The organism is Kitasatospora sp. NPDC058406 (assembly GCF_042722765.1).
Lineage (GTDB): Bacteria > Actinomycetota > Actinomycetes > Streptomycetales > Streptomycetaceae > Kitasatospora.
In genome coordinates this window covers 1-19,347 of record NZ_JBHXKE010000195.1, presented here as the reverse complement: position 1 = coordinate 19,347, position 19,347 = coordinate 1, and the positions used below count along the sequence as shown (strand labels likewise).

Below are 19,347 nucleotides of genomic sequence, written 5' to 3'. Positions count from 1 at the left end.
GGTCCTGCCCACGGGGCAGGACCGGCGGGCGCCGCCTTCACCGCCCCGGCGGGAAGGGGATCAGGGCGAGCGCCGGCAGCAGCTCTCTTTCCTCGTACGCGAGGTGGGCCTCCAGTTCGGCGGACATCCGGGCCAGCTCGGCCCGGAACCGCTCAGGTTCGGCCGCGCCGATGTCGGACACCAGCGCGACCAGCTCGTCCTTGAGCCGGGTCACCACCCGGTGCTCCTCGGCCAGCCGGTCGAGCACCTCCCGGAGGTGCGGGTGGCTGCGGGCCAGGGCCGGGAAGACGCCCTGGTCCTCGCCGGTGTGGTGCACGGTCAGGCCCTGGCAGAACGCCAGGCAGTGCTGGCGGATCTGCAGTCCGAGCGCCGGAGCGTTCCCGGAGTCCGCGGCCGGACCTCCGCCCGCCGCCGACCGGCCGCCCGTCGCCGACCGGCCGCCCGTCGCCGACCGGCCCTCCGGCGCCCGCCCGGTCGCGGCCGCCGGGCCGCGAGCGAAGTGCGCCTCGGTCTCGGCCCGTACGTGCCGCAACTGGGAGCGCAGCCAGGTGTGCACCTCCAGGAGTTTGTCGGCGAGGTTCGCCACCTCACGGGGTTCCGGGAACCCGGCCCCGGCCGGTTCGGTGCCGGACTGCTCCAGCACGACGACGGGGAGCACCCGGTCGGTGAGTGTCTGGTAGTCGCCGTACCCGGGGGCCGCGCGCACCGCGGCCGCGAAGAGGCGGTCCCGTCGCGGGCCCTCGCTCGGAACGGCGACCGCGTCGAAGGTCCCGGTGCCGAGCTCCACCCCGACCACCGGGTTGGCGAGCAGGTTGCGGTACCACTGCGGGTGCTCGGGCGCCCCGGCCGCCGAGGCGATGACCAGGAGCAGCCCCTCCGCCCGCACGTACCCGAGCGGTACCGTGTGCGGCCGGCCGGTGACGGCCCCGGAGGTGGTGAGGAGAAGCAGGTCGCCGCCCTCGAAGGGGCCGCCGACCCGTCCGCCGTTGGACCGGAACTCCGCGACGACCGCCTGGTTGAACGAGTCGAAGGAACCGGAGGACCGGGGATCGGGCGCGTCGGACGAGCCGGGCGGAGTGAGCGAATCGGAGGAGCCGGACGAGCCGGGGGGATCGGACGGGGAGATGGGACTGGCAGAAACGGACATACGTCTGTGGAGTCTCCGAACGAGGGGAGTGAAGGCCACAGCGGCACACCGGTTCCGGCGCGGCAGGCGACAGGACGAAGCGAGCGCGCGGGCAACCGCCGCGGCCGCTCGGGTCAGATCAGGGGAGCGGAGTGTGAACTCATCGCGCATCGTCCCTCGGTGAAAGGTGCTCGCTCGGCCACCGGCCGGCCCAGTTCTCTTTGGCCGGCGCCACGCTGCACCTGATCATTAGAGCCACCGGGCCCGCCGTCTGTCAACGAGCGGGATCCGGAGGGCCGCCGGGCCGGTCGGGGCGGCGTCGAGGAGCACGGCCGCCACGCGCCCGGGCCGCCACGCGCCCACGCGTTCACCCACCCGCGCCGTCACCCGGTCGCGACAGGACGAAGGGCGCGCCGCCCGTCCCTGGGGACCAGCGACGCGCCCTGCCGCGGAGGTCTCAGCGCAGGTAGGAGGCCAGGCCCGCGGGCTTGAGGCCGGCGGCCTCGGCGGCGGCCAGCGCGCGCGGGAGGTCGGTGGCGAGGGTGTCGGTCCAGTGCAGCAGCACGACGTCGCCGGGCGAGAGGGTGCCCTCGTGCCAGACGTTGGAGGCGCCCCAGCTGAAGTCGGCGTTGGCGGTCAGCACGTGGCGGAAGCCGCAGTTGGCGGCGGCCTGCAGGGTGACGGCGTTCCACGCGAAGTACGGCGGACGGAAGACGGTCGGGGTGGTGCCGAAGGTCCGGGTCAGGGCGTCCCGGGCGTCGCAGATCTCCACCTGCTGCTCGGCGAGCGAGAGCGTGCTGAGGTCCGCGTGCGAGACGCTGTGGTTCTGGATGGACGAGCCGGGGGCGGCGGTGACCCGCTGGAAGAAGCCCGGGTCGGCGGCGGCCGGCATCGGCAGCGGGAAGGCGGTGATCGGCAGCTTGTGGTCGGTGATGAACCGCTCGGCCTCGGGGGTGCGCTGCCAGCCGTCGTCGACGGTGAAGAAGACCACCTTGTCGCTGGTCGGCACGGAGCCCGCACCGGTCGCGGGGGCGGGCAGGGCTCCGTCCACCTGGACGTCGTCGACGGCGAACGGGCCCTGCTGGTACCAGCCGTGCACGTAGAGGCGGACGGTGCTCGCGGTCGGTCCGGAGGTGAAGCGGGTGGTCAGGCGCTGCCAGCCGCCGTTGGTGTTCTCCGTCCAGGCGGGGGCGGTCGGGCGGTCGGTCCCGGTGGCGCCGAGGAAGACGTACTTCCCGCGGACCCAGGCGGAGGCGGTGTAGGTGGTGTTGGGCTGCACGGAGACGGTCTGCACGCACTCGCCGGTGGAGTCGTCGCCGGCCGGGGTGACACCGAGGGCGGACGTGCCCGAGTGCGGGGCGACGGTGGTCAGGGCGGCCTCGGCCGGACCGCCGGTGCAGCGCCAGCCGGGCACGCTGCCCCACTCGGCGAGCGAGGACGCGGGGATCTCGAACCCGGGGTTGGTGGCGATGTTGACGGAGGGCGCGGAGGCGTTCGGGGCGTCCGCGGAGGCGGGCGCGGCGAAGCCGGCGGCCAGCAGCGCCGCCGAGGCGGCCAGCGCGGAGAGGCGGGCGGCGACCCGCGAGGTGGCGCGCGGGGAGGCCGGGCGGGGCGGGACGTGCGCCGCCGGGCGGGGCGACAGGCGCGCGGACAGGCGCGAGGACATGGACACGTGGCGACTCCTGCGTGGGGGACGCGCCCGTGGGGAGGGCGCGCGGAGAACGGGTTGGGGCGCTCCCCGAGGGGCGGGAGCCTTGGGCGTGCCGCACTCAGACCGAGGCAACAATGGACTGGACCACTCGGATCGTCAAGGGAACCGCCGGTGAACCGTGCGCCGTCTCCGGGGCGGCAAACGGGACAAGACGACCCGTCAGGGGACGTACAGTTCCTCGATGTCGTCCGCGTAGTACTCCGTGATCGCCGCCCGCCGAAGCTTCAGTGACGGCGTCATCAGTCCCTGGTCCAGCCCGAACTCGCGCGGCAGCAGCCGGAACGCACGGATCGACTCGGCCCGGGAGACGGCCGTGTTGGCCGCCGCCACCGCCCGCTGGATCTCGGCGTGCAGGTCCGCGTCCGAGAGCACCGCCCACGGGTCCAGCTGTTCGCGCCCGCGCGACTTCAGCCAGTGCGCCAGGGCCGCCGGGTCGAGCGTGATCAGCGCGGCCACGTACGGGCGGTCGTCGCCGACCACCAGGCACTGGGAGACCAGCGCGTGCGCCTCCACGCGGTTCTCCAGGGCGGTGGGGGCGAGGTTCTTGCCGCTGCTGGTGACGATCAGGTCCTTCTTGCGGCCGGTGATCGTCAGGTAGCCGTCCTCGTCCAGGTTGCCGAGGTCGCCGGTGCCGAACCAGCCGTCGTACAGCGACTCGGCCGTGCAGCGCGGGTGGTTGAGGTAGCCGTCGAAGACGCCGGGGCCGCGTACCCACACCTCGCCGTCGTCGGCGATGGCCACGGTGGCGCCGGGGACCGGCCGGCCGACCGTGCCCGCCCGCCGGCGTCCGGCGGGGTTGGCGGTGACGGCGGCCGAGGTCTCGGTCAGCCCGTACCCCTCGTACAGCTGGAAGCCGATCCCGGTGAAGAAGAGGGCGACCTCGCGGTCGAGCGTCGAACCGCCGCACATCACGCCGCGCACCCGGCCCCCGAACACCGCGCGCAGCCGCTGGTAGACCGTCCGCTCGTAGGCCAGGTGACGCAGCCGCAGGCCGGGGCCCGGACCGGGGCCCTGTCCGAAGGCGCGCTGCTCCCGTGCGGTCGCCCAGTCGACCGCCACCTGACGGGCCTGTTCGAAGAGCTCGCCGCGCCCCGCCTCCTCGGCGGCCCGCCGGGCCTGCTGGAACACCTTGTCGAGCACGTACGGGACGACGTGCAGGAAGGTCGGGCGGTACGAGGCGAGGGCGGGCAGCAGGAAGTCGGTCGACACCTCGGGGACGTGGCCGATCCGGAACCCGGCGCGGACCGCCGCGATCTGCACCATCCGCCCGTACACGTGCGCCAGCGGGAGGAAGAGCAGGGTGGACGCCTGGCCGCCGCCGGTGTCCGCGAAGATGTCGCCCCAGCCGTCGAGCAGCGCGTCGGCCGCCGACGCCAGGCCGGCGTGCGTGATCAGGCACCCCTTGGGGCGGCCGGTGGTGCCCGAGGTGTAGACGACGGTGGCGATGTTCTCCGGCGAGACGCCGAGCCGCTGACGGTGGACCAGCGCGTCGGGGACGCCGCGCCCGTCCTCGACGATCGAGGCGACGCAGTCCCGGTCCAGCTGCCAGATGCCGGTCAGCTCGGGTAACGCGTCGCAGACCGCGCCGACCGTCATCGCGTGGTCCTCGTTCTCGACCAGGCAGGCGACCGCCTGTGTCTCGGCGAGGATCCAGCGGACCTGTTCCGGGGCGGCGGTCGGGTAGATCGGGACGGGTATCGCGCCGATCGACCAGAGCGCGTAGTCGAACAGCGTCCACTCGTAGCGGGTGCGGGACATCAGGGCCACCCGGTCGCCGTAGCGCACGCCGCGGGTGAGCAGGCCCTTGGCGAGGGCCAGCACCTCGTCCCGGAACGCCGCGGCGGTCACCTCGTGCCACCCGCCGCCGGGGGCGCCGTGCGCCCCGCCGTCGCGGCGGGCCAGCTGGACCAGGCCGGGGGAGCGGTCGGCGGTGTCGTACAGCGAGTCGGCCAGTCCGCCGGTGACCGGTGGTCCGGCGGGGGCGGGGGTGGTGAACTCGCGCACGATCCCCCCGATCACCCCGATCCCTCCTGCAGGTGGAGCGAAACTATCGGATAGCTCCCCGACTGCCCAGGGTTGTGACCGTGACGCGACGAGATCGGCACCGGTCCAGGGGGGGAGTGCCGGGGTGGGGGCGGCTCCGGACCCGGGGGAATGCGGCGGGATCCGGGATCTTGGGAACGATCCGGACACGATCCGGCCGGGTGCGGGAAGAGGACGGGTTCGACCCTCGAACGAGTGGTCAGGGCGTAGTAGGCTCTCGCAGACTTCGGGCCGGACCTCCCCGGCCGGGCCCGAATCGGCACCGGTCCGTACTCGATCCAGGCTTGGTCTGTACCACTTGTCGTTCGCACTCCCTTCCGCCCGCCCCCGTGCCGCGTCGCCCCGCTCACGCTCCGCCCGCCCCGCCCGGCTCCACGCCCGCTCCGCCCCCACACCGCTCCCGCCCAGCCCGGCTCCCAAGCCCGGAGCCCAGGTCCGGACCCCGCTCGGACGCCCGTCCGCGCACCGCTCCACCCCCGCACCCCGTCCGCGCCTGGCACTTCCCGACCGAGGACTCCATGCGTCTGCGCAGCAGCTCGATCCGCGCGAAGATCATCGCGCTGCTCCTGGTGCCCATCGTCGCCCTGACCGCCCTCTGGGTGTACGCGACGCTCGCCACCACCGGAGACGTCTGGAGCCGGCTGGAGATCAGCAGTACGTACAGGAAGTTCGGGCCCCCGGTCGACCGGTACGCACACGATCTCCAGGTCGAGCGCCGGGCCGCCGTCAAGCGGCTGGCCGACCCCGCCTCACGGGCCACCCGGGACGCCTTCGAACAGGCCCAGGCCACCACCGACCGGAGCCTCACCCTGCTGCGGCAGTTGAAGGACGGTGACGGCGGCCGGCTCGACGAGGCCCAGCGCGGGCGACTCCTCCAGGTCCTCGCCGCCGCCGACCAGCTCGCACCGCTGCGCTCCCAGATCAACCGCGGCGCGCTCAACTGGGAGTTCACGCTCGGCCAGTACAGCGACCTGATCAAGCCGACCTTCGGCTTCCGGTCCGCCTTCGTCGCCCGCCAGAGCGGCCAACTGCCCCGGCAGGGGACGATCCTCATCGAGCTGGTGCGCGCCCGCGAGTACCTGGCCCAGGAGGACGCGGCCATGGAGGGGCTCCGGACCGCGACCGGTCGGCCCACCGCGGAGCAGTACCAGGTGGCCATCGACGCCCTGCACAACCAGCAGGCGCTGTTCACCGTCTACATCGCCGAGCTCGACCCGGCCGACCAGGCCGACTACATCGCGCTGCGCGGCGGTGAGGCGTGGGCCGCGCTGGCGCGGGCCGAGGCCGACTTCGTCGGCGCGGGCGGGCCGGAGCGGGTGGTCCAGGCGATCAACGGCGACGCGTGGCGGGAGACCGCGGACCGTGCGCTGGGCGACCTCGCGGCGATCAACACCCGGCTGGCCGGCACGATCGACGACCGCGAGCACTCCTACGCGATCGGCATGCTCTGGCGCGGCGGCATCGCCGGTGTGATCGGCCTGGTCGCCGTGGTGCTGTCGATCGTCATCTCCTACCGGATCGGCCGCGGCCTGGCCCGCGAGCTGATCGGCCTGCGGAACGCGGCCAACGAACTGGCCGGCACCCGCCTGCCCTCGGTCATGCTGCGGCTGCGCAAGGGCGAGGCCGTGGACGTCGCGACCGAGGCGCCCGAGCTGCAGTTCGGCTCCGCCGAGATCGGCCAGGTCGGGCGGGCCATCAACGCCGTGCAGCGGGCCGCCGTCGAGGCGGCGGTCGAGCAGGCCGAACTGCGCCGCGGCGTCTCGGCGGTCTTCGTCAACCTGGCCCGCCGCAGCCAGGTGCTGTTGCACCGCCAACTGACGCTGCTGGACACCATGGAGCGGCGCACCGAGGACCCGGCGGAGCTGGAGGACCTGTTCAAGGTCGACCACCTCACCACCCGTATGCGCCGGCACGCCGAGGGCCTGATCATCCTGGCCGGCGGCTCGCCCGGCCGGGCCTGGCGCAAGCCGGTGCGGATGGTGGACGTGGTGCGCGCCGCCGTGGGCGAGGTCGAGGACTACGCGCGGGTGATCGTCCGGCCGTTCCCGGGCACCGGGCTGCTCGGCAGCGCGGTCGCGGACGTCACCCACCTGGTCGCCGAACTGGTCGAGAACGCGGCGGTGTTCTCCCCGCCGAGCACCCAGGTCACCGTCCAGGGCGAGGTGGTGGCGCACGGCTTCGCGCTGGAGATCGACGACCGCGGACTCGGGCTGAGTGATTCGGCGCTCGCCGAGATCAACGAACGACTCGCGGTGGAGCAGGAGTTCGACCTCGCCGACACCGACCGGCTGGGCCTGTTCGTGGTCAGCCGGCTGGCCCGGCGGCACGGCATCCGGGTCCACCTGCGGCCCTCGCCGTACGGCGGCACCACCGCGGTGGTGCTGATCCCGCGCGAACTGCTGGCCGAGGCGCCGGACGGACTGCCCGAACCGCCGCCGGCCACGGGTTCGGCGGGCGGCCCGTACGGCGGTGGCACCGGCGGCGCCTACGGCGGCCCGGCCGCCGGGCCGGCGACCGGCCCGTCCGGTGGACGGCGCCCGGTGGCGGGGCGGCGCGGGCAGCGGGACCTCGTCGCGGTGCCCGCGCTCGGCCCGGACGGTGCCGGCGAGGACGGCCGGGCCGACGGCCCGGGCGGCGCCGGACGGTCGGCGGGTGCGAGCGGTCAGGGCGGACGGCACCGCGGCGCCGGCGGACCGCGGCCCTCGGCGCCCGAGCCGGCCCGCACACCGGGCGGTCTACCGCGCCGCTCCCGCGGCGGCGGGCCGGTCCTGGTGCCGGCGCCCGCCGGCGAGCCCGCCGGGCAGGGGACCGGACGGCACCGCCGGGAGGACGGCTCCGCCCCCGGGGTCCTGTCGCCGGACGGTGTGCCCGCCGCCGGGGCGGCGTCGGACGGGGCGCCGGCCGCGGGCACGGTCCCGCAGGACGCCGCGCCCGGACGGAGCGTCACGGCCGCCGGGGCCGCCGGCCCGGGCGCCCTCCCGCGCCGCGTCCGGCAGGCCAGCCTCGCCCCGCAGCTGCGGGACCGGGCTGCGGCGCGGCAGGACGCGGGATCCGACGGCGTCGAGGCCGACCCTGCGCGCGAGCGCTCGCCCGAGGAGGCCCGGGCCACCTTCGCCTCCTTCCAACGCGGTTTCACCCGGGGCCGGACCGCCGGCAGCCCGTCGGGGGCGGGGCGCCCGGCGGCGGACGCCGGGCCCGCGACGGCGCCCCCGCCCGTGGCCGCCTGGCTGCCGCAGAACCCGGACCGCCGGGCGATCGCTCCGGCACCGGCGCCCCCGGCGTTGCCCGGTCCCGCCGCGGGCGAAACCGCGCCCCTGGCGCGCCGCGCGCCCGTCCGGCCGCCGGCCAGGATCGCCCCGGCCGCGCTCCCGCTCGCGGAACCGGGCGCACCCGCCGGTCCGTTGACCGAGGGACCGCCCGCACGCACCGCACCACCCGCAGCGCCCGTACGATCCGCAGGACCGGCTTCGCCCGCACGACCCGTACGACCGGCTCGATCCGCACCACCCGCACCACCCGCACCAGCGGAAGGAACAGATTCATGACCTTGTCGACGCAGTCGTCCGGAGACCTCAACTGGCTTCTGGACGACCTGGTAGGACGTGTCGCGGCCCTGCGGCACGCGGTGATCCTTTCCAGCGACGGGCTGGCCACCGGTGCCTCCCGGGGCCTCGAACGGGAGGACGCCGAGCACCTGGCCGCCGTCGCCGCAGGCTTCCACAGCCTGGCGAAGGGCGCCGGTGGGCACTTCAAGGTCGGCGGGGTCCGCCAGACCATGGTGGAACTCGACGAGGCGTTCCTCTTCATCACCGCGGCCGGCGACGGCAGCTGCCTGGCCGTGCTGAGCGAGGCCGAGGCGGACATCGGCCAGATCGCCTACGAGATGGCCCTGCTGGTCAAGCGGGTCGGTGAGCACCTGGCCGCCGAGCCGCGCGCCGACGTGGCCCCGCCGGTGAGATGAGCGGCCCTGTGGCGGAGGAGTCGAGGCCCGCGCCGGACGGTCGGGCCGCGGGCGAGCGGATCGTGGACGAACAGGAATCCGGCGACCCGCGCCCGGGCGGCCGGGCCGACGGCGGTCCGGCCGACGGCGGCTCGGTCGGCGACGGCCCGGGTGCGGACCCGTCCGATCTCGACCTGTTCCGGCCCCGCACCCCGGTCGACGACCGCTGGTTCGACGACGACGCCGGCCCGGTGGTGCGGCTGTACTCGATGACCCGCGGCCGGACCAGGCCGGTCGAGGACGGCCTGTTCGACCTGATCTCGCTGGTCACCGCAGCCGATCCCGCTCCGGCCGCGGGGGCCGTGCCCGCGCACGTGCTCGACCCGGAGCACCGGACCATCCTGGCCTGGTGCCGCCGGGGGCCGCTCTCCGTGGCCGAACTGGGCTCCTACACAGACCTGCCGGTCAGCGTGGTGCGCGTCCTGCTCGGCGACCTCTACGACGCCGAGCTGATCAGCGTCACCCGACCCGTTCCGCTCGCCGAGCTGCCGGACGAGCGCCTGTTGCGAGACGTGATCAATGGACTCCGTGCGCTCTGACCTCCCCGTGACCGCCGCCGCCCCGGTCCCCGGCTCCGCCCCCGGCCGGGCCGCGCCCGCGGCGCAGTCCGGCGACCCGCGGTGGCGGGGCGGCCCGGCGGTCGCGGTGAAGATCCTGGTCGCGGGCGGTTTCGGCGCGGGCAAGACCACCCTCGTCGGCTCGGTCAGCGAGATCCGTCCGCTGCGCACCGAGGAGGAGCTGAGCGAACTGGGCCGCCCGGTGGACGACACGGCCGGGGTGGAGACCAAGCGCACCACCACGGTGGCGATGGATTTCGGCCGGATCGACCTCAAGCCCGGACTCGCGCTCTACCTGTTCGGCACGCCCGGCCAGGACCGGTTCTGGTTCGTCTGGGACGAGCTGGCCCGTGGTGCGCTGGGCGCGGTCGTGCTCGCCGACACCCGCCGGCTGGCGGACTGCTTCCCGTCGGTGGACTTCTTCGAGCAGCGCGGCATCCCCTTCCTGGTCGCGGTGAACTGCTTCGAGGGCAGTGAGGTGTTCGCCCCCGAGGAGGTCCGGGACGCCCTCGACCTGGACCCGGACATCCCGGTCGTGCTCTGTGACGCCCGCCTCCGCGAGGACGGCAAGGAGATCCTGGTCGCGCTGGTCGAGCACGCCGCCGTCCGCCGCCGGTCCGCCGGGCCCGCCGGGCACTGAGGCGGTCCGGCGGGGGACTTGTGACGCCTCGGTGACGGCCGTGTCTCATTCTCGTGTCCACATGTCGGACGATCTTGGCCGGGTAGGTTGCCTTGACCGCCCGGGCATGGAAGGCTCTGTCGACGAAGGCCGTCCGGCCCCTTGCCGGGACGCCTCGACCGGCGAACGCAACGCGTGCGGCGCAGTGCCGCACGAGCCGTGCGGACGCACCGTGATCCAGAGGGGGAGGGCAGTGTCGTGAGCTTCGAGCAGCGATACGCAGCAGCCGCGCCCGCCCCGGCCCCGGTCACTCCGGCGTTGACCGTTCGGCGCTACATCGACCACGCGCTCATCTGCAGCGCCTGCTGTCGGTGACCCTGCCAGCCGTCGCCGTACCCGTCGTCGTCCTTCCGAGGAACCTCCCGGTCCGCGCGTCCCGCCAGGGTCCGCACCGCAGGCCCCTCCGCGGAATCTGACGGTCCATCAATTCGTCGACCCGGCAGCACCGGACAGCCGTCCTGTGGGCCGCCGTCAACCCTGCCCGCTTCGCGGAGAGCACCAGTGAACCGATCCCGTCCCGCCCTTCCTCCGGCAGCTGCCGCCATGACCGCCCGTGCGGTCGGGGCTGCCCGGACGGAGCGGTGCAACGGTCCGTTCACATGGTTGAATGGGCGCATGAACCACGTCGCGGACAGCAGCAGAGGTCGTCGCCTCGACCTCCAGCCGTTCTGGCCGTCCCGGCAGCCGCACCTGTTCGACCAGACGTGTCCGGGGTCGCCCAGCGCGTCCCGGCTCTCCCTCCGCTGACCTCGGGTCAGTTCTCGGCAGCACGCCCGGTCGACGCGCAGACGACTCCACCCCGTCCGTCACGCGCGAAATGAGCGGTATCATGTCTTCTTCCTCCACGGCCACCCTTCCCCTCCCCGCCGCGACCCCGCACCTGCGCGCGGTCCGCTCCGTCCCCTCGAACGGCGAACGATGGCACGGCGGGCCGGTGCCGCCGCGTGCGGCGGGCGCCCAGTCCGCCCCCTCCGCGGCCGCGGTTCCGCCGTCGGTCCCGCACCCGTCGTACGGGTCGGACGTCCCGCAGCTCGGTCAGGTCCCGGTGCCGCCCCAGGCGCTGCTGGCGGCCCTGCCGGAAGGCGCGGCGGTCGTCGCGGCGCTGCCGCACGGCACGCTGCCGCAGGCTCTGCTGGCCCAGTACGGTGCCCAGTTCGGCGCCGCCGCCGGTCACCCGATGGTCGGGTACCTGGTGCTGGTCCCGGCCGAGAACGCGTCGGCCGCCGGCGCCGTCCCGGGTGCGGTCCCCGGCGCGGGCGTCCCCGCTCCCGCGGCGCCGACCGCCTCCCCGGTCGCCGGCGTCGCACCGGCCGGTGCCGCGTCCGCCGCCGTCCGCCCGGTCCGGCCCGCCGGCCGCGGCATCGCCGTGGACGTGGAGCGGCGCAACGCCTACGTCGACGGCCGGCTGCTCGACCTCACCTACCTGGAGTTCGAGCTGCTGGCGCACCTGACCGAGCACCCGCAGCGCGTGCACACCCGCGACCACCTGGTCTCCGCCGTGTGGGGCTACGGCCACGTCGGTGACGGCCGGACGGTGGACGTCCACGTCGCCCGGCTCCGCCGCAAGCTCGGCGTGGCCTACCGGGACAGCATCGTGACGGTCCGTCGGGTCGGCTACAAGTACACCCCGGTGGCGTGAACCGCCCCTGAGATGTGCCGGATCCGCCGTGCTTCACCCGCTCCGTGCCGGGCGCCGTGTCCCGCGGTGCGTGCGGTGCGGGCCGGCCGTCGACAGCCGTCGGCGGCCGTCGAGAACCACCGAGAGTCGTCGAGCACGGCCGTACGGGCCGGGCGTTCCCCTGAACGCCCGGCCCGTACGTGCGTGGCCGCGGCCGGTCAGGCCCGCTGGTCCGGTGGGAGCAGGAGCACGGCGAGCGCGTCGGCACAGGACCGCGCGTGTCCGAGGAACCAGTCGAGCCGGTCGTCGGTGAGGTGGGCCGGCGTCGAGCGGACGGCCAGCGCGAACCGGGCGTGACCGGTGCCGTCCAGCACCGGTACGGCCGCCGTGCGCACTCCGGCCGCCGACTCGCCGTCGTTGAGCGCGTACCCGGCCGACCGGACCTTCGCCAACTCCTCGTCCAGCCGCTCCGGTTCGGTGATGGTCCGGTCGGTGAACGGCGGCAGCGGGCCGAGCGCCGACACCCCGGCCTCGCCCGGGCGCGGCCAGGCCAGCAGGACCTTGCCCAGGGCCGTCGAGTGCAGCGGGCGGCGCAGTCCGAGCCCGCTCTCCGGGCGGACGGACGCGCCGACCAGGATCACCGCGTGCGGGCCGCTGCGGATCGCCAGGTCGGCGGTGGCGCCGGTGCGCCGGGAGAGCAACTCCAGCTCGGGCGCTGCCAGGTGCAGGCCGCGCTGGTGGAAGGAGAGCTGGCCGAGTTCGGCGACGGCCGGACCGAGCCGGTAGCGGGCCGACTGCTCGTCCTGCTCCAGGAACCCGGCGCTGACCAGGGTGCGGGCCAGCCGGTGCGCGGTCGAGACCGACAGGCCCGTCCGGCGGGCCAGGTCGGAGGCGCTCAGGTCGGGGCCGTTGTCGTGGAAGCAGTGCAGCAGGCCGAGGGCCCGCTGCACGGCCTGGGCGCCGGCCGGTGGGCTCTGGACGGCGGTGGCGGCCTCGGCCATGGCACCTCACGTTCTGTCCGGCGCTCCGGCCGGTTCACCGGAGTCGCTCCCAGACTAGGGCAGCCCGTGCTGCGGGATTGTGTCAACAGCGTTGCAATGGGATGCCGTTCATGAACAAGTGATCCCACGATGTGGCAAAGGCTTGCCTCTGGCTCCCTCGTCGTGGAACGCTCGGCGCAGCGCACCGGACGAGCCCCGTCCACCGCGCCGGACCGCAGGAAGGAGCAGCGCCGTGACGACCCACCGGTGCCCCGCCTCCTGCGCCTGTTGTCGCTGACGCGTCGTCCGCGCCCACCGCCTACGCCCCGCCGCCGCAAGGCCGGTGCGCGCCCCGTGCCGCGCACCGCCGCACCCGCGTGCACCCCGTCGCAGAGGAACCCGCCACCGTGCCCAGCCCCACCAGCAGGACCGCCGCCACCGCGCCGGCGTCCGCCGCCGATGCCCCGCCGACCCTGTGGTTCACCCGCTGCCCCGTCCCCACCGCCACCGGCATCGCCGCCGACCAGGGCCGGTTCGCCCGGGAGTTCGCCGCCGACGGCATCGCCGTCCGCTCGCTCCAGGACGTGCCGCCGGAGGTCGCCGCCGACCACCACTACACCCACGCCCTCACCGGTCTGTTCCGCGAGGGCGGCAACGTGCCGGCGCTCTGGGCCCGTTCGCGCGGCGAGCGGACCAGGCTGGTCGGGCTCACCTGGATCGAGGAGCGGCAGGTCGTCCTGGTCCGGGCCGGGAGCGGCATCTCAGGCCCGGAGCAGCTGCGCGGCCGACGCCTGGCCGTCCCACGTCATGGGATCGGGATCGATTTCTGGCGGGCGATGGCCCTCTCCGGCCTGCACGGTGCGCTGTCGCTCGCCGGACTCACCGCGGACGATGCCGAGTGGGTGGACGTCCCGGCCGCCCCGGACGGCGGGCAGTGGGCCGCGGAGCTGGCCGCCCTGCGGGACGGCGTCGTGGACGCGGTGTACGTGAAGGGCGCGCTGGCCGTGGAGGCGGCCCGGCGCATCGGCGCGGAGGTCGCCGTCGACCTGGACGTGGCGCCGGACCGCCGAGCCCGGGTCAACAACGGCACGCCGCGCCCGATCACCGTCCACCAGGACCTCCTCGACAAGCACCCGGACCTGGTCGCACGCTTCCTCTCGGTGCTGCTGGAGGCCGCCGACTGGGCCGCCGAGCACCCCGCCGAGGTGGGCCGCATCCTCCAGGCCGAGACCGGCGCGGGGGAGGAGGGCGTGGCCGGCGCGTACGCGCCGGGCAGTCACCGCACCCTGCACCTCGACCTCTCCGAGGAGCGGCTGGGTCTGCTGGAGCAGCAGGAACGGTTCCTCCACCGGCACGGCTTCCTGGAGGCCCCGGTCGACGTCCGCGTCTGGGCCGATCCCGAACCGCTCCGTGCCGCCCGCGCCCTGCTCGCCGCCCGCCGCGGCGCGGACGGCTGACGGCCGCCGCCACCGGCCGTCCGTCAACCCCGGCCCCGCGGTCCCCACCGCTCCCCCCGCTGTCCCGCCCCCGGCCTTCCCCCGGCCGCCCGCCGACGGCCTTCGAACGTTCGTCAGCCCCGCTCTCCTCAGGAGTCGACCCCGTGAACCCCTCCCGCCTCGCGCTCGCCGCCACCGCACTGCTCGCCACCACCGCCCTGGCCGCCTGCGGCTCGTCCGCCGACGGGGCCAAGGCCTCCGCCGACGGCGGCAAGGCCGAGGTGGTCCTCCGCGTACCCGACCCGGGCAACAACGGCTTCCTCGCCCTGGGGAAGAAGGACGGCTCGCTGGACAAGGCGCTCGCCGCCGTCCACGCCAAGGTCGCCTGGACCGGGAGCGCCGGCCCGTTCGCCCCCGCGGCCCAGGCGCTCTCCGCCGACCAGCTCGACGTCGCCCAGGGCTCGATCACCTCCGCCGTCGCCGCACTGGCCCAGAAGCCCGGCTTCAAGCTGTTCGCGCAGACCGCGCCGGACGGGGTCGGCGAGGGCATCCTGGTGAAGAACGACTCCCCGGTGAAGACCGTGCAGGACCTGGTCGGGAAGAAGGTCGCGGTCAGCCAGGGCGGCACCAGCGAGTACCTCCTCCTGAAGGCGCTGGAGAAGAACGGCGTCCCGACCGACAAGGTCGAGCGGGTCTACCTCCGGGCCGACCAGACCTCGGGCGTCTTCAACTCCGGCCAGGTCGACGCCTGGGCCACCTGGAACACCTTCTCCACCCCGTCGATCGCCAACTCCGGCTCGCACTTCCTGGTCAACGGCAAGGAGGTGGGCTCCGACAACTACGCGGTCTGGGCCGTCCGCAACGGCTTCTCCGACAAGCACCCCGAGGTGGTCAAGGCCTTCTACACCTACCTGCACGACAACGGTCTCAAGGAGAAGGCCGACCCGGCCGCCTACCTCAACGTCTTCACGGACTCCGGTCCGACCGCCGTCACCCCCGCGGAGAAGGAGGTCGCGGTCAACGTCGGCAGGCAGGGAGCCACCGCCGACGTCATCGGCGACGCCGACATCACCCGCTTCGGGACCGTCGCGAAGTTCTTCGCCGACCAGAAGGTCACCAAGGAGCAGGTCGACGTCAAGCCCTACCTGATCGACATCAGCAAGCTCGCGGACGGCGCCAAGTGACCGCCACCACCCAGGCGCCGGCCGGCGCCACGGCCAAGAACGCCTCCGGCCCGGCCGGCGCCGTCGACGGCCGGCCCGAGGGCGGCGGGCCCGGCACCGACGCCGGCACCGACCACGGCACCGGCACCGACCACGACACCGGCACCGGCACGGCCGCGGCCCGCGCGGCCGGCCTGGTCGAGCCGCGCACCCGCCTCCAGACCCCGCGCCCCCGCGCCCTCGCCCTGGTCCTGCGCACCCTCGGCCCCGTCGCCCTGCTCGGCGGCTGGGCCCTGGCCTCCGCCACCGGCGCCCTCACCCAGGACGTGCTCGCCTCACCCGCCCAGGTGGCCGAGGCGGTCGGCGAGCTCTGGGGCAACGGCCAACTCACCGACGCGCTCGCCGTCTCGCTCACCAGGGCCGGTCTCGGCCTGCTCTTCGGAGCCACCGTCGGCCTGGTGCTCGGTGTGGTCACCGGCTTCTTCCGGCTCGGCGAGGAACTGCTCGACTCGGCGGTGCAGGTCCTGCGCACCGTCCCCTTCCTCGCCCTGGTGCCCCTGTTCATGGTCTGGTTCGGCATCACCGAGACCGCCAAGGTGGCGCTGATCGGTGTCGCCACCAGCTTCCCGATGTACGTGTCGACCTCCGGCGGGGTCCGCAACAGCGACCGCAAGCTGATCGAGGCGATGCGCAGCTTCGGCCTCGGCCGCTGGGCGATCGTCCGCACCGTCGTCCTGCCCGGCGCGCTGCCCTCGCTCCTCTCCGGGCTGAGGCTCTCCATGACCCTCAGCGTGATCGCGCTGATCGCCGCCGAGGAGATCAACTCGACGGAGGGCATCGGCTACCTGATGGCCCAGGCGCAGAACTACTCCCGCACCGACGTCCTCGCCGTGTGCATCCTGATCTACGGACTGCTGGGGCTCACCGCCGACGGCGTCGTCCGCCTCCTGGAGCGATACCTGATGCCCTGGCGCAAGGCCACCCAAGGAGCCGGCCGATGAGCACCCCGACCGTCCCCACCACCCGCACCGCCCCGACCCCGGGGAGCGCCCCGGCCGACGGGCCCGCACCCGCCGAGACCCCGGCCGTCCACCTCCGGGGCCTGCGCCGGGTGTTCGGCACCCGGGCCGTCCTCGACGGGGTCGATCTCGACATCGCCCGCGGCGAGTTCGTCGCCCTGCTCGGCGCGAGCGGCACCGGCAAGACCACCCTGCTCCGCATCCTCGGTGCTCTGGACCGGTCCGACGCCGGAACGGTGCTCGTCCCGCAGGTCCGGACGGTGGTCTTCCAGGAGCCCCGCCTGGTGCCCTCGCAGCGGGTGCTCGCCAATGTCACCGTCGGCCTGCCACGGGGGGCCGCCACCCGGGAGACCGGCCTGAAGGCGCTCGCCGAGGTCGGCCTGGAGCGGCACGCCGACGCCTGGCCGGCCACCCTCTCCGGGGGTGAGGCGCAGCGGGTCGCGCTCGCCCGCGCCCTGGTCCGCGAGCCCCAGCTCCTCCTGCTGGACGAGCCGTTCGCCGCCCTGGACGCCCTCACCCGGCTGCGCATGCAGGACCTGGTGGGCGACCTGGTCCGCCGTCACCGCCCCGCGGTCCTGCTGGTCACCCACGACGTCGACGAGGCCGTCCGGCTGGCCGACCGGGTCGCCGTGCTCCGCGACGGCAAGCTCGTCCGCGACGAGCGGGTCGCCGTCGAGCACCCGCGCGACCCGGCCGATCCGGCCTTCGCCGAGCTGCGGCGGGGCCTGCTGGCCGACCTGGGTGTGCACTGAGCACCCACCCGTCACGCCCGCACCGCCCGCACCGCCCCGCTCGCCCCGCCCCGCCCCGCCCGGACCACCCGCCCGCACCGCCCGCACCACAGGAGCTGATCCCCATGGCCATCACCCTCGGCGTCCACGCCAGCAACCCCTCCCTCTACTACCTGTCCCGACTGGACTACCTGGAGCAGGAGTTGGCCCCGCTCGGTGAGACCGGCGCGTTCCACCACTACGCCGACGGCACCCGCACCGGCGCCCTGCTGGCCGACGGCACCATCGACTTCGGCGGCACCGGCTCCACCCCGCCGGTCACCGCCCAGGCCGCCGGCCACGACCTGGTGTACGCGGCGGTCTCGGCGCCCCGCCCGGACCACGGCGCACTCCTGGTGCGCGCCGACGGGCCGGTGCACACCGTCGGTGACCTCCGGGGCGGCACCGTCGTCCTCGGCATCGGTTCCTGGCAGACCCACCTGCTGGCGAAGGCCCTGCACGCCGAGGGCCTCTCCTACGCGACCGACATCACCGCGGTCCGCCCGGCCGCGGGCGAGGACCAGGCGCGCCGGCTGCGCGACGGCGAGATCGCCGGCTGGATCGCCCAGGGTGCCGAGCTGGCCGCCGCCCGCCGCACCGGGGGGTTCCGCGAGCTGATCCGCACCGGCGACGTCATCACCGACCGTTCGGTCTTCTTCACCCGCAGGGACTTCGCCACCGACCGCCCCGAGGTGGTCGCCGCGATCGGTGCCGCCCTGAGCCGTGCGGACGCCTGGGTGGCCGCCCACCTGCCGGAGGCGGCCGCGATCGCCGCCGAGGACCTGGGCGGGAGCGCCGAGGACTGGGAGGCGGCGCTGGCCGTGCTGCCGTGGCGGCTTGAGCCCGCCACCGCCGGATTCGTCACCGAGCAGCAGGAGGCGGCCGACATCTTCCACGGCGTCGGCTTCATCGACCGTGCGGTGACCGTCGCCGACGCCCACCTTCCCGCTCTGGAGGCCCCGGTGGCCGCCGCGCTCGCCAAGGCGGTCTGACCGATGGCCTCCGAGTTCCTCTGGTACATCATCCCGCGCGAGGGCCACTACCCGTGGGAGCCGGCCGGCCGGCGCCCGGTCGACCTCCGCTACCTCCAGCAACTCGCCGGCAGCGTGGAGCGGTTGGGCTACACCGGCGCGCTGCTGGCGACCGACCTCTACGACGTCTGGGACCTCGGCAACGCGCTGGCCGCCGCGACCACACCGGCGTTCAAGCCCCTGCTGGCCGTTCACCCCGGGCTGGTGTCGCCGACCCTACTGGCCAAGATGGCGCTCAGCTTCGACCACCTGCACGGCGGGCGGCTGCGCTTCAACGTGGTCAACGGGTCCACCGCCCAGCTGCGCGAGTACGGCCTGCACGTCGAGCACGACGACCGCTACCGGCTCAGCGCGGAGTACTGGTCGATCGTCAAGCGGCTCACCGCCGGCGAGGTCTTCGACCACAAGGGCGAGTTCTACGACCTGAAGAACGCCGGTGCGAGCCTGCGCGAGCTGACCCCCGTCCAGCCGGGCGGCATCCCGCTCTGGTTCGGCGGCAGTTCGGCGCCCGGCATCGAGATGGCCGCGGAACACGTGGACGTCTACCTGACCTGGGGCGAACCGCCGCACCTCCTCAAGGAGAAGCTCGACCTGGTCCGCGAGCGCGCCGCCGCACACGGGCGGACGCTGCGGATCGGGCTGCGGCTGCACCTGATCGTCCGTGACACGGAGGACGAGGCCTGGGCCGCCGCGGACCGGCTGCTCGACGTCACCGGCGAGGCCACCTACGCCCGCCAGCTCGGCGACGCGCGGGGCGAGGACGGGGTCGGCTGGCAGCGGCAGTTCCGCCAGCACGGCGGCAAGGTCCCGGCGCGGGCGCGGGAGTTGGAGGTCTACCCCAACCTCTGGCCGGGGATGAGCCTGTTCCGTCCCGGCCCGGGGACGGCGGTCGTCGGATCGACGGCCCAGGTGGTCGAACGGCTCCAGGAGTTCGAGTCGCTCGGGGTGGACACCTTCATCCTCTCCGGCAATCCACTGCTGGAGGAGGCCCACCGGGTCGCCGAGACGGTGCTACCGGCCCTGGGTGTCAACCGGCGGTAGCGCGCCCGGTCCGAGGGGGAACGGAACCGGTGAGGTCAGCGCCAACTGGCGGGCGAAACGGACGACGGCCCTGAGCAGGTAGGTCCGCACGGTGGCTCCCGGGTGTCTCGACGGTCGCGTACGGACGATCCAACGACAGCGGCACCCGGTCGGTCACGCACCAGTGACCGACC

16 protein-coding genes are annotated in these 19,347 nt (G+C 74.7%); 12 read left to right on the top strand and 4 right to left on the bottom strand.

Features of this window, described 5'->3' with window-relative positions; genetic code table 11:
- Positions 1-37 precede the first annotated feature (37 nt).
- The 3 genes from ACFWOG_RS30140 to ACFWOG_RS30130 form a co-directional block, all read right to left on the bottom strand.
- Complete coding sequence (locus ACFWOG_RS30140) at positions 38-1,147, bottom strand: nitroreductase/quinone reductase family protein (protein WP_380362062.1); 1,110 nt, start codon at positions 1,145-1,147, stop codon at positions 38-40.
- Between the two features lie 436 nt (positions 1,148-1,583).
- Positions 1,584-2,792: a polysaccharide deacetylase family protein gene (locus ACFWOG_RS30135; protein ID WP_380362060.1), complete on the bottom strand. Its 1,209-nt coding sequence runs from the start codon at positions 2,790-2,792 to the stop codon at positions 1,584-1,586.
- 204 nt (positions 2,793-2,996) lie between these two features.
- Positions 2,997-4,841 carry an AMP-binding protein gene (locus ACFWOG_RS30130; protein ID WP_329950527.1) on the bottom strand — a complete coding sequence of 615 codons (1,845 nt, stop codon included), beginning with the start codon at positions 4,839-4,841 and terminating at the stop codon, positions 2,997-2,999.
- A gap of 557 nt (positions 4,842-5,398) precedes the next feature.
- Between ACFWOG_RS30130 and ACFWOG_RS30125 the strand changes: the two genes are divergently transcribed.
- From ACFWOG_RS30125 to ACFWOG_RS30100, 6 genes are all read left to right on the top strand, one after another.
- On the top strand, positions 5,399-8,425 hold the full coding sequence (locus tag ACFWOG_RS30125; protein ID WP_380362058.1) for a nitrate- and nitrite sensing domain-containing protein: 3,027 nt from the start codon (positions 5,399-5,401) through the stop codon (positions 8,423-8,425).
- A complete protein-coding gene (locus tag ACFWOG_RS30120) occupies positions 8,422-8,841 on the top strand; it encodes a roadblock/LC7 domain-containing protein (RefSeq protein WP_329880538.1) in 420 nt (139 codons plus the stop codon). The genes ACFWOG_RS30125 and ACFWOG_RS30120 overlap by 4 nt, the downstream gene beginning before the upstream one ends.
- Positions 8,842-9,089: 248 nt before the next feature.
- Positions 9,090-9,419, top strand: a complete 330-nt coding sequence (locus ACFWOG_RS30115) for a DUF742 domain-containing protein (protein WP_380362063.1) — start codon at positions 9,090-9,092, stop codon at positions 9,417-9,419.
- The gene (locus tag ACFWOG_RS30110) at positions 9,400-10,077 is read left to right on the top strand and encodes an ATP/GTP-binding protein (protein WP_380362055.1); all 678 of its coding nucleotides are present in this window, start codon (positions 9,400-9,402) and stop codon (positions 10,075-10,077) included. The genes ACFWOG_RS30115 and ACFWOG_RS30110 overlap by 20 nt, the downstream gene beginning before the upstream one ends.
- 654 nt (positions 10,078-10,731) lie before the next feature.
- The gene (locus ACFWOG_RS30105; protein WP_329880535.1) at positions 10,732-10,863 is read left to right on the top strand and encodes a hypothetical protein; all 132 of its coding nucleotides are present in this window, start codon (positions 10,732-10,734) and stop codon (positions 10,861-10,863) included.
- Between the two features lie 82 nt (positions 10,864-10,945).
- On the top strand, positions 10,946-11,755 hold the full coding sequence (locus ACFWOG_RS30100; protein ID WP_380362053.1) for a winged helix-turn-helix domain-containing protein: 810 nt from the start codon (positions 10,946-10,948) through the stop codon (positions 11,753-11,755).
- 197 nt (positions 11,756-11,952) lie between these two features.
- On the opposite strand, the gene ACFWOG_RS30095 is transcribed toward ACFWOG_RS30100, so the two are convergent.
- Positions 11,953-12,735, bottom strand: coding sequence for an IclR family transcriptional regulator (locus tag ACFWOG_RS30095; RefSeq protein WP_329880532.1), 783 nt, complete (start codon positions 12,733-12,735; stop codon positions 11,953-11,955).
- Between the two features lie 386 nt (positions 12,736-13,121).
- Between ACFWOG_RS30095 and ACFWOG_RS30090 the strand changes: the two genes are divergently transcribed.
- The 6 genes from ACFWOG_RS30090 to ACFWOG_RS30065 all read left to right on the top strand — a co-directional run bounded on the left by ACFWOG_RS30090 (position 13,122) and on the right by ACFWOG_RS30065 (position 19,174).
- Positions 13,122-14,171 (top strand): ABC transporter substrate-binding protein, encoded by a 1,050-nt coding sequence (locus ACFWOG_RS30090; RefSeq protein WP_380362050.1) that lies wholly within the window; start codon positions 13,122-13,124, stop codon positions 14,169-14,171.
- Positions 14,172-14,314: 143 nt separating this feature from the next.
- Positions 14,315-15,334, top strand: coding sequence for an ABC transporter substrate-binding protein (locus ACFWOG_RS30085; protein ID WP_329880529.1), 1,020 nt, complete (start codon positions 14,315-14,317; stop codon positions 15,332-15,334).
- 173 nt (positions 15,335-15,507) lie between these two features.
- A complete protein-coding gene (locus ACFWOG_RS30080) occupies positions 15,508-16,314 on the top strand; it encodes an ABC transporter permease (RefSeq protein WP_329950529.1) in 807 nt (268 codons plus the stop codon).
- Positions 16,311-17,084 carry an ABC transporter ATP-binding protein gene (locus ACFWOG_RS30075; RefSeq protein WP_329950503.1) on the top strand — a complete coding sequence of 258 codons (774 nt, stop codon included), beginning with the start codon at positions 16,311-16,313 and terminating at the stop codon, positions 17,082-17,084. Before ACFWOG_RS30080 ends, ACFWOG_RS30075 begins: the two co-directional genes overlap by 4 nt.
- Positions 17,085-17,188: 104 nt before the next feature.
- Positions 17,189-18,094 carry an ABC transporter substrate-binding protein gene (locus ACFWOG_RS30070; protein ID WP_380362047.1) on the top strand — a complete coding sequence of 302 codons (906 nt, stop codon included), beginning with the start codon at positions 17,189-17,191 and terminating at the stop codon, positions 18,092-18,094.
- Positions 18,095-18,097: 3 nt separating this feature from the next.
- Positions 18,098-19,174 (top strand): LLM class flavin-dependent oxidoreductase, encoded by a 1,077-nt coding sequence (locus ACFWOG_RS30065; protein WP_329950505.1) that lies wholly within the window; start codon positions 18,098-18,100, stop codon positions 19,172-19,174.
- Positions 19,175-19,347 lie beyond the last annotated feature (173 nt).

What these genes read in the sequence shown, in the direction of transcription:
- ACFWOG_RS30105 (WP_329880535.1), top strand. Translation starts at nt 10,732, where the DNA reads ATGAACCACGTCGCGGACAGCAGCAGAGGTCGTCGCCTCGACCTCCAG.
- ACFWOG_RS30095 (WP_329880532.1), bottom strand. Translation starts at nt 12,735, where the DNA reads ATGGCCGAGGCCGCCACCGCCGTCCAGAGCCCACCGGCCGGCGCCCAG.
- ACFWOG_RS30125 (WP_380362058.1), top strand. Translation starts at nt 5,399, where the DNA reads ATGCGTCTGCGCAGCAGCTCGATCCGCGCGAAGATCATCGCGCTGCTC.
- ACFWOG_RS30075 (WP_329950503.1), top strand. Translation starts at nt 16,311, where the DNA reads ATGAGCACCCCGACCGTCCCCACCACCCGCACCGCCCCGACCCCGGGG.
- ACFWOG_RS30070 (WP_380362047.1), top strand. Translation starts at nt 17,189, where the DNA reads ATGGCCATCACCCTCGGCGTCCACGCCAGCAACCCCTCCCTCTACTAC.
- ACFWOG_RS30065 (WP_329950505.1), top strand. Translation starts at nt 18,098, where the DNA reads ATGGCCTCCGAGTTCCTCTGGTACATCATCCCGCGCGAGGGCCACTAC.
- ACFWOG_RS30110 (WP_380362055.1), top strand. Translation starts at nt 9,400, where the DNA reads ATGGACTCCGTGCGCTCTGACCTCCCCGTGACCGCCGCCGCCCCGGTC.
- ACFWOG_RS30115 (WP_380362063.1), top strand. Translation starts at nt 9,090, where the DNA reads ATGACCCGCGGCCGGACCAGGCCGGTCGAGGACGGCCTGTTCGACCTG.
- ACFWOG_RS30120 (WP_329880538.1), top strand. Translation starts at nt 8,422, where the DNA reads ATGACCTTGTCGACGCAGTCGTCCGGAGACCTCAACTGGCTTCTGGAC.
- ACFWOG_RS30140 (WP_380362062.1), bottom strand. Translation starts at nt 1,147, where the DNA reads ATGTCCGTTTCTGCCAGTCCCATCTCCCCGTCCGATCCCCCCGGCTCG.
- ACFWOG_RS30135 (WP_380362060.1), bottom strand. Translation starts at nt 2,792, where the DNA reads ATGTCCTCGCGCCTGTCCGCGCGCCTGTCGCCCCGCCCGGCGGCGCAC.
- ACFWOG_RS30100 (WP_380362053.1), top strand. Translation starts at nt 10,946, where the DNA reads ATGTCTTCTTCCTCCACGGCCACCCTTCCCCTCCCCGCCGCGACCCCG.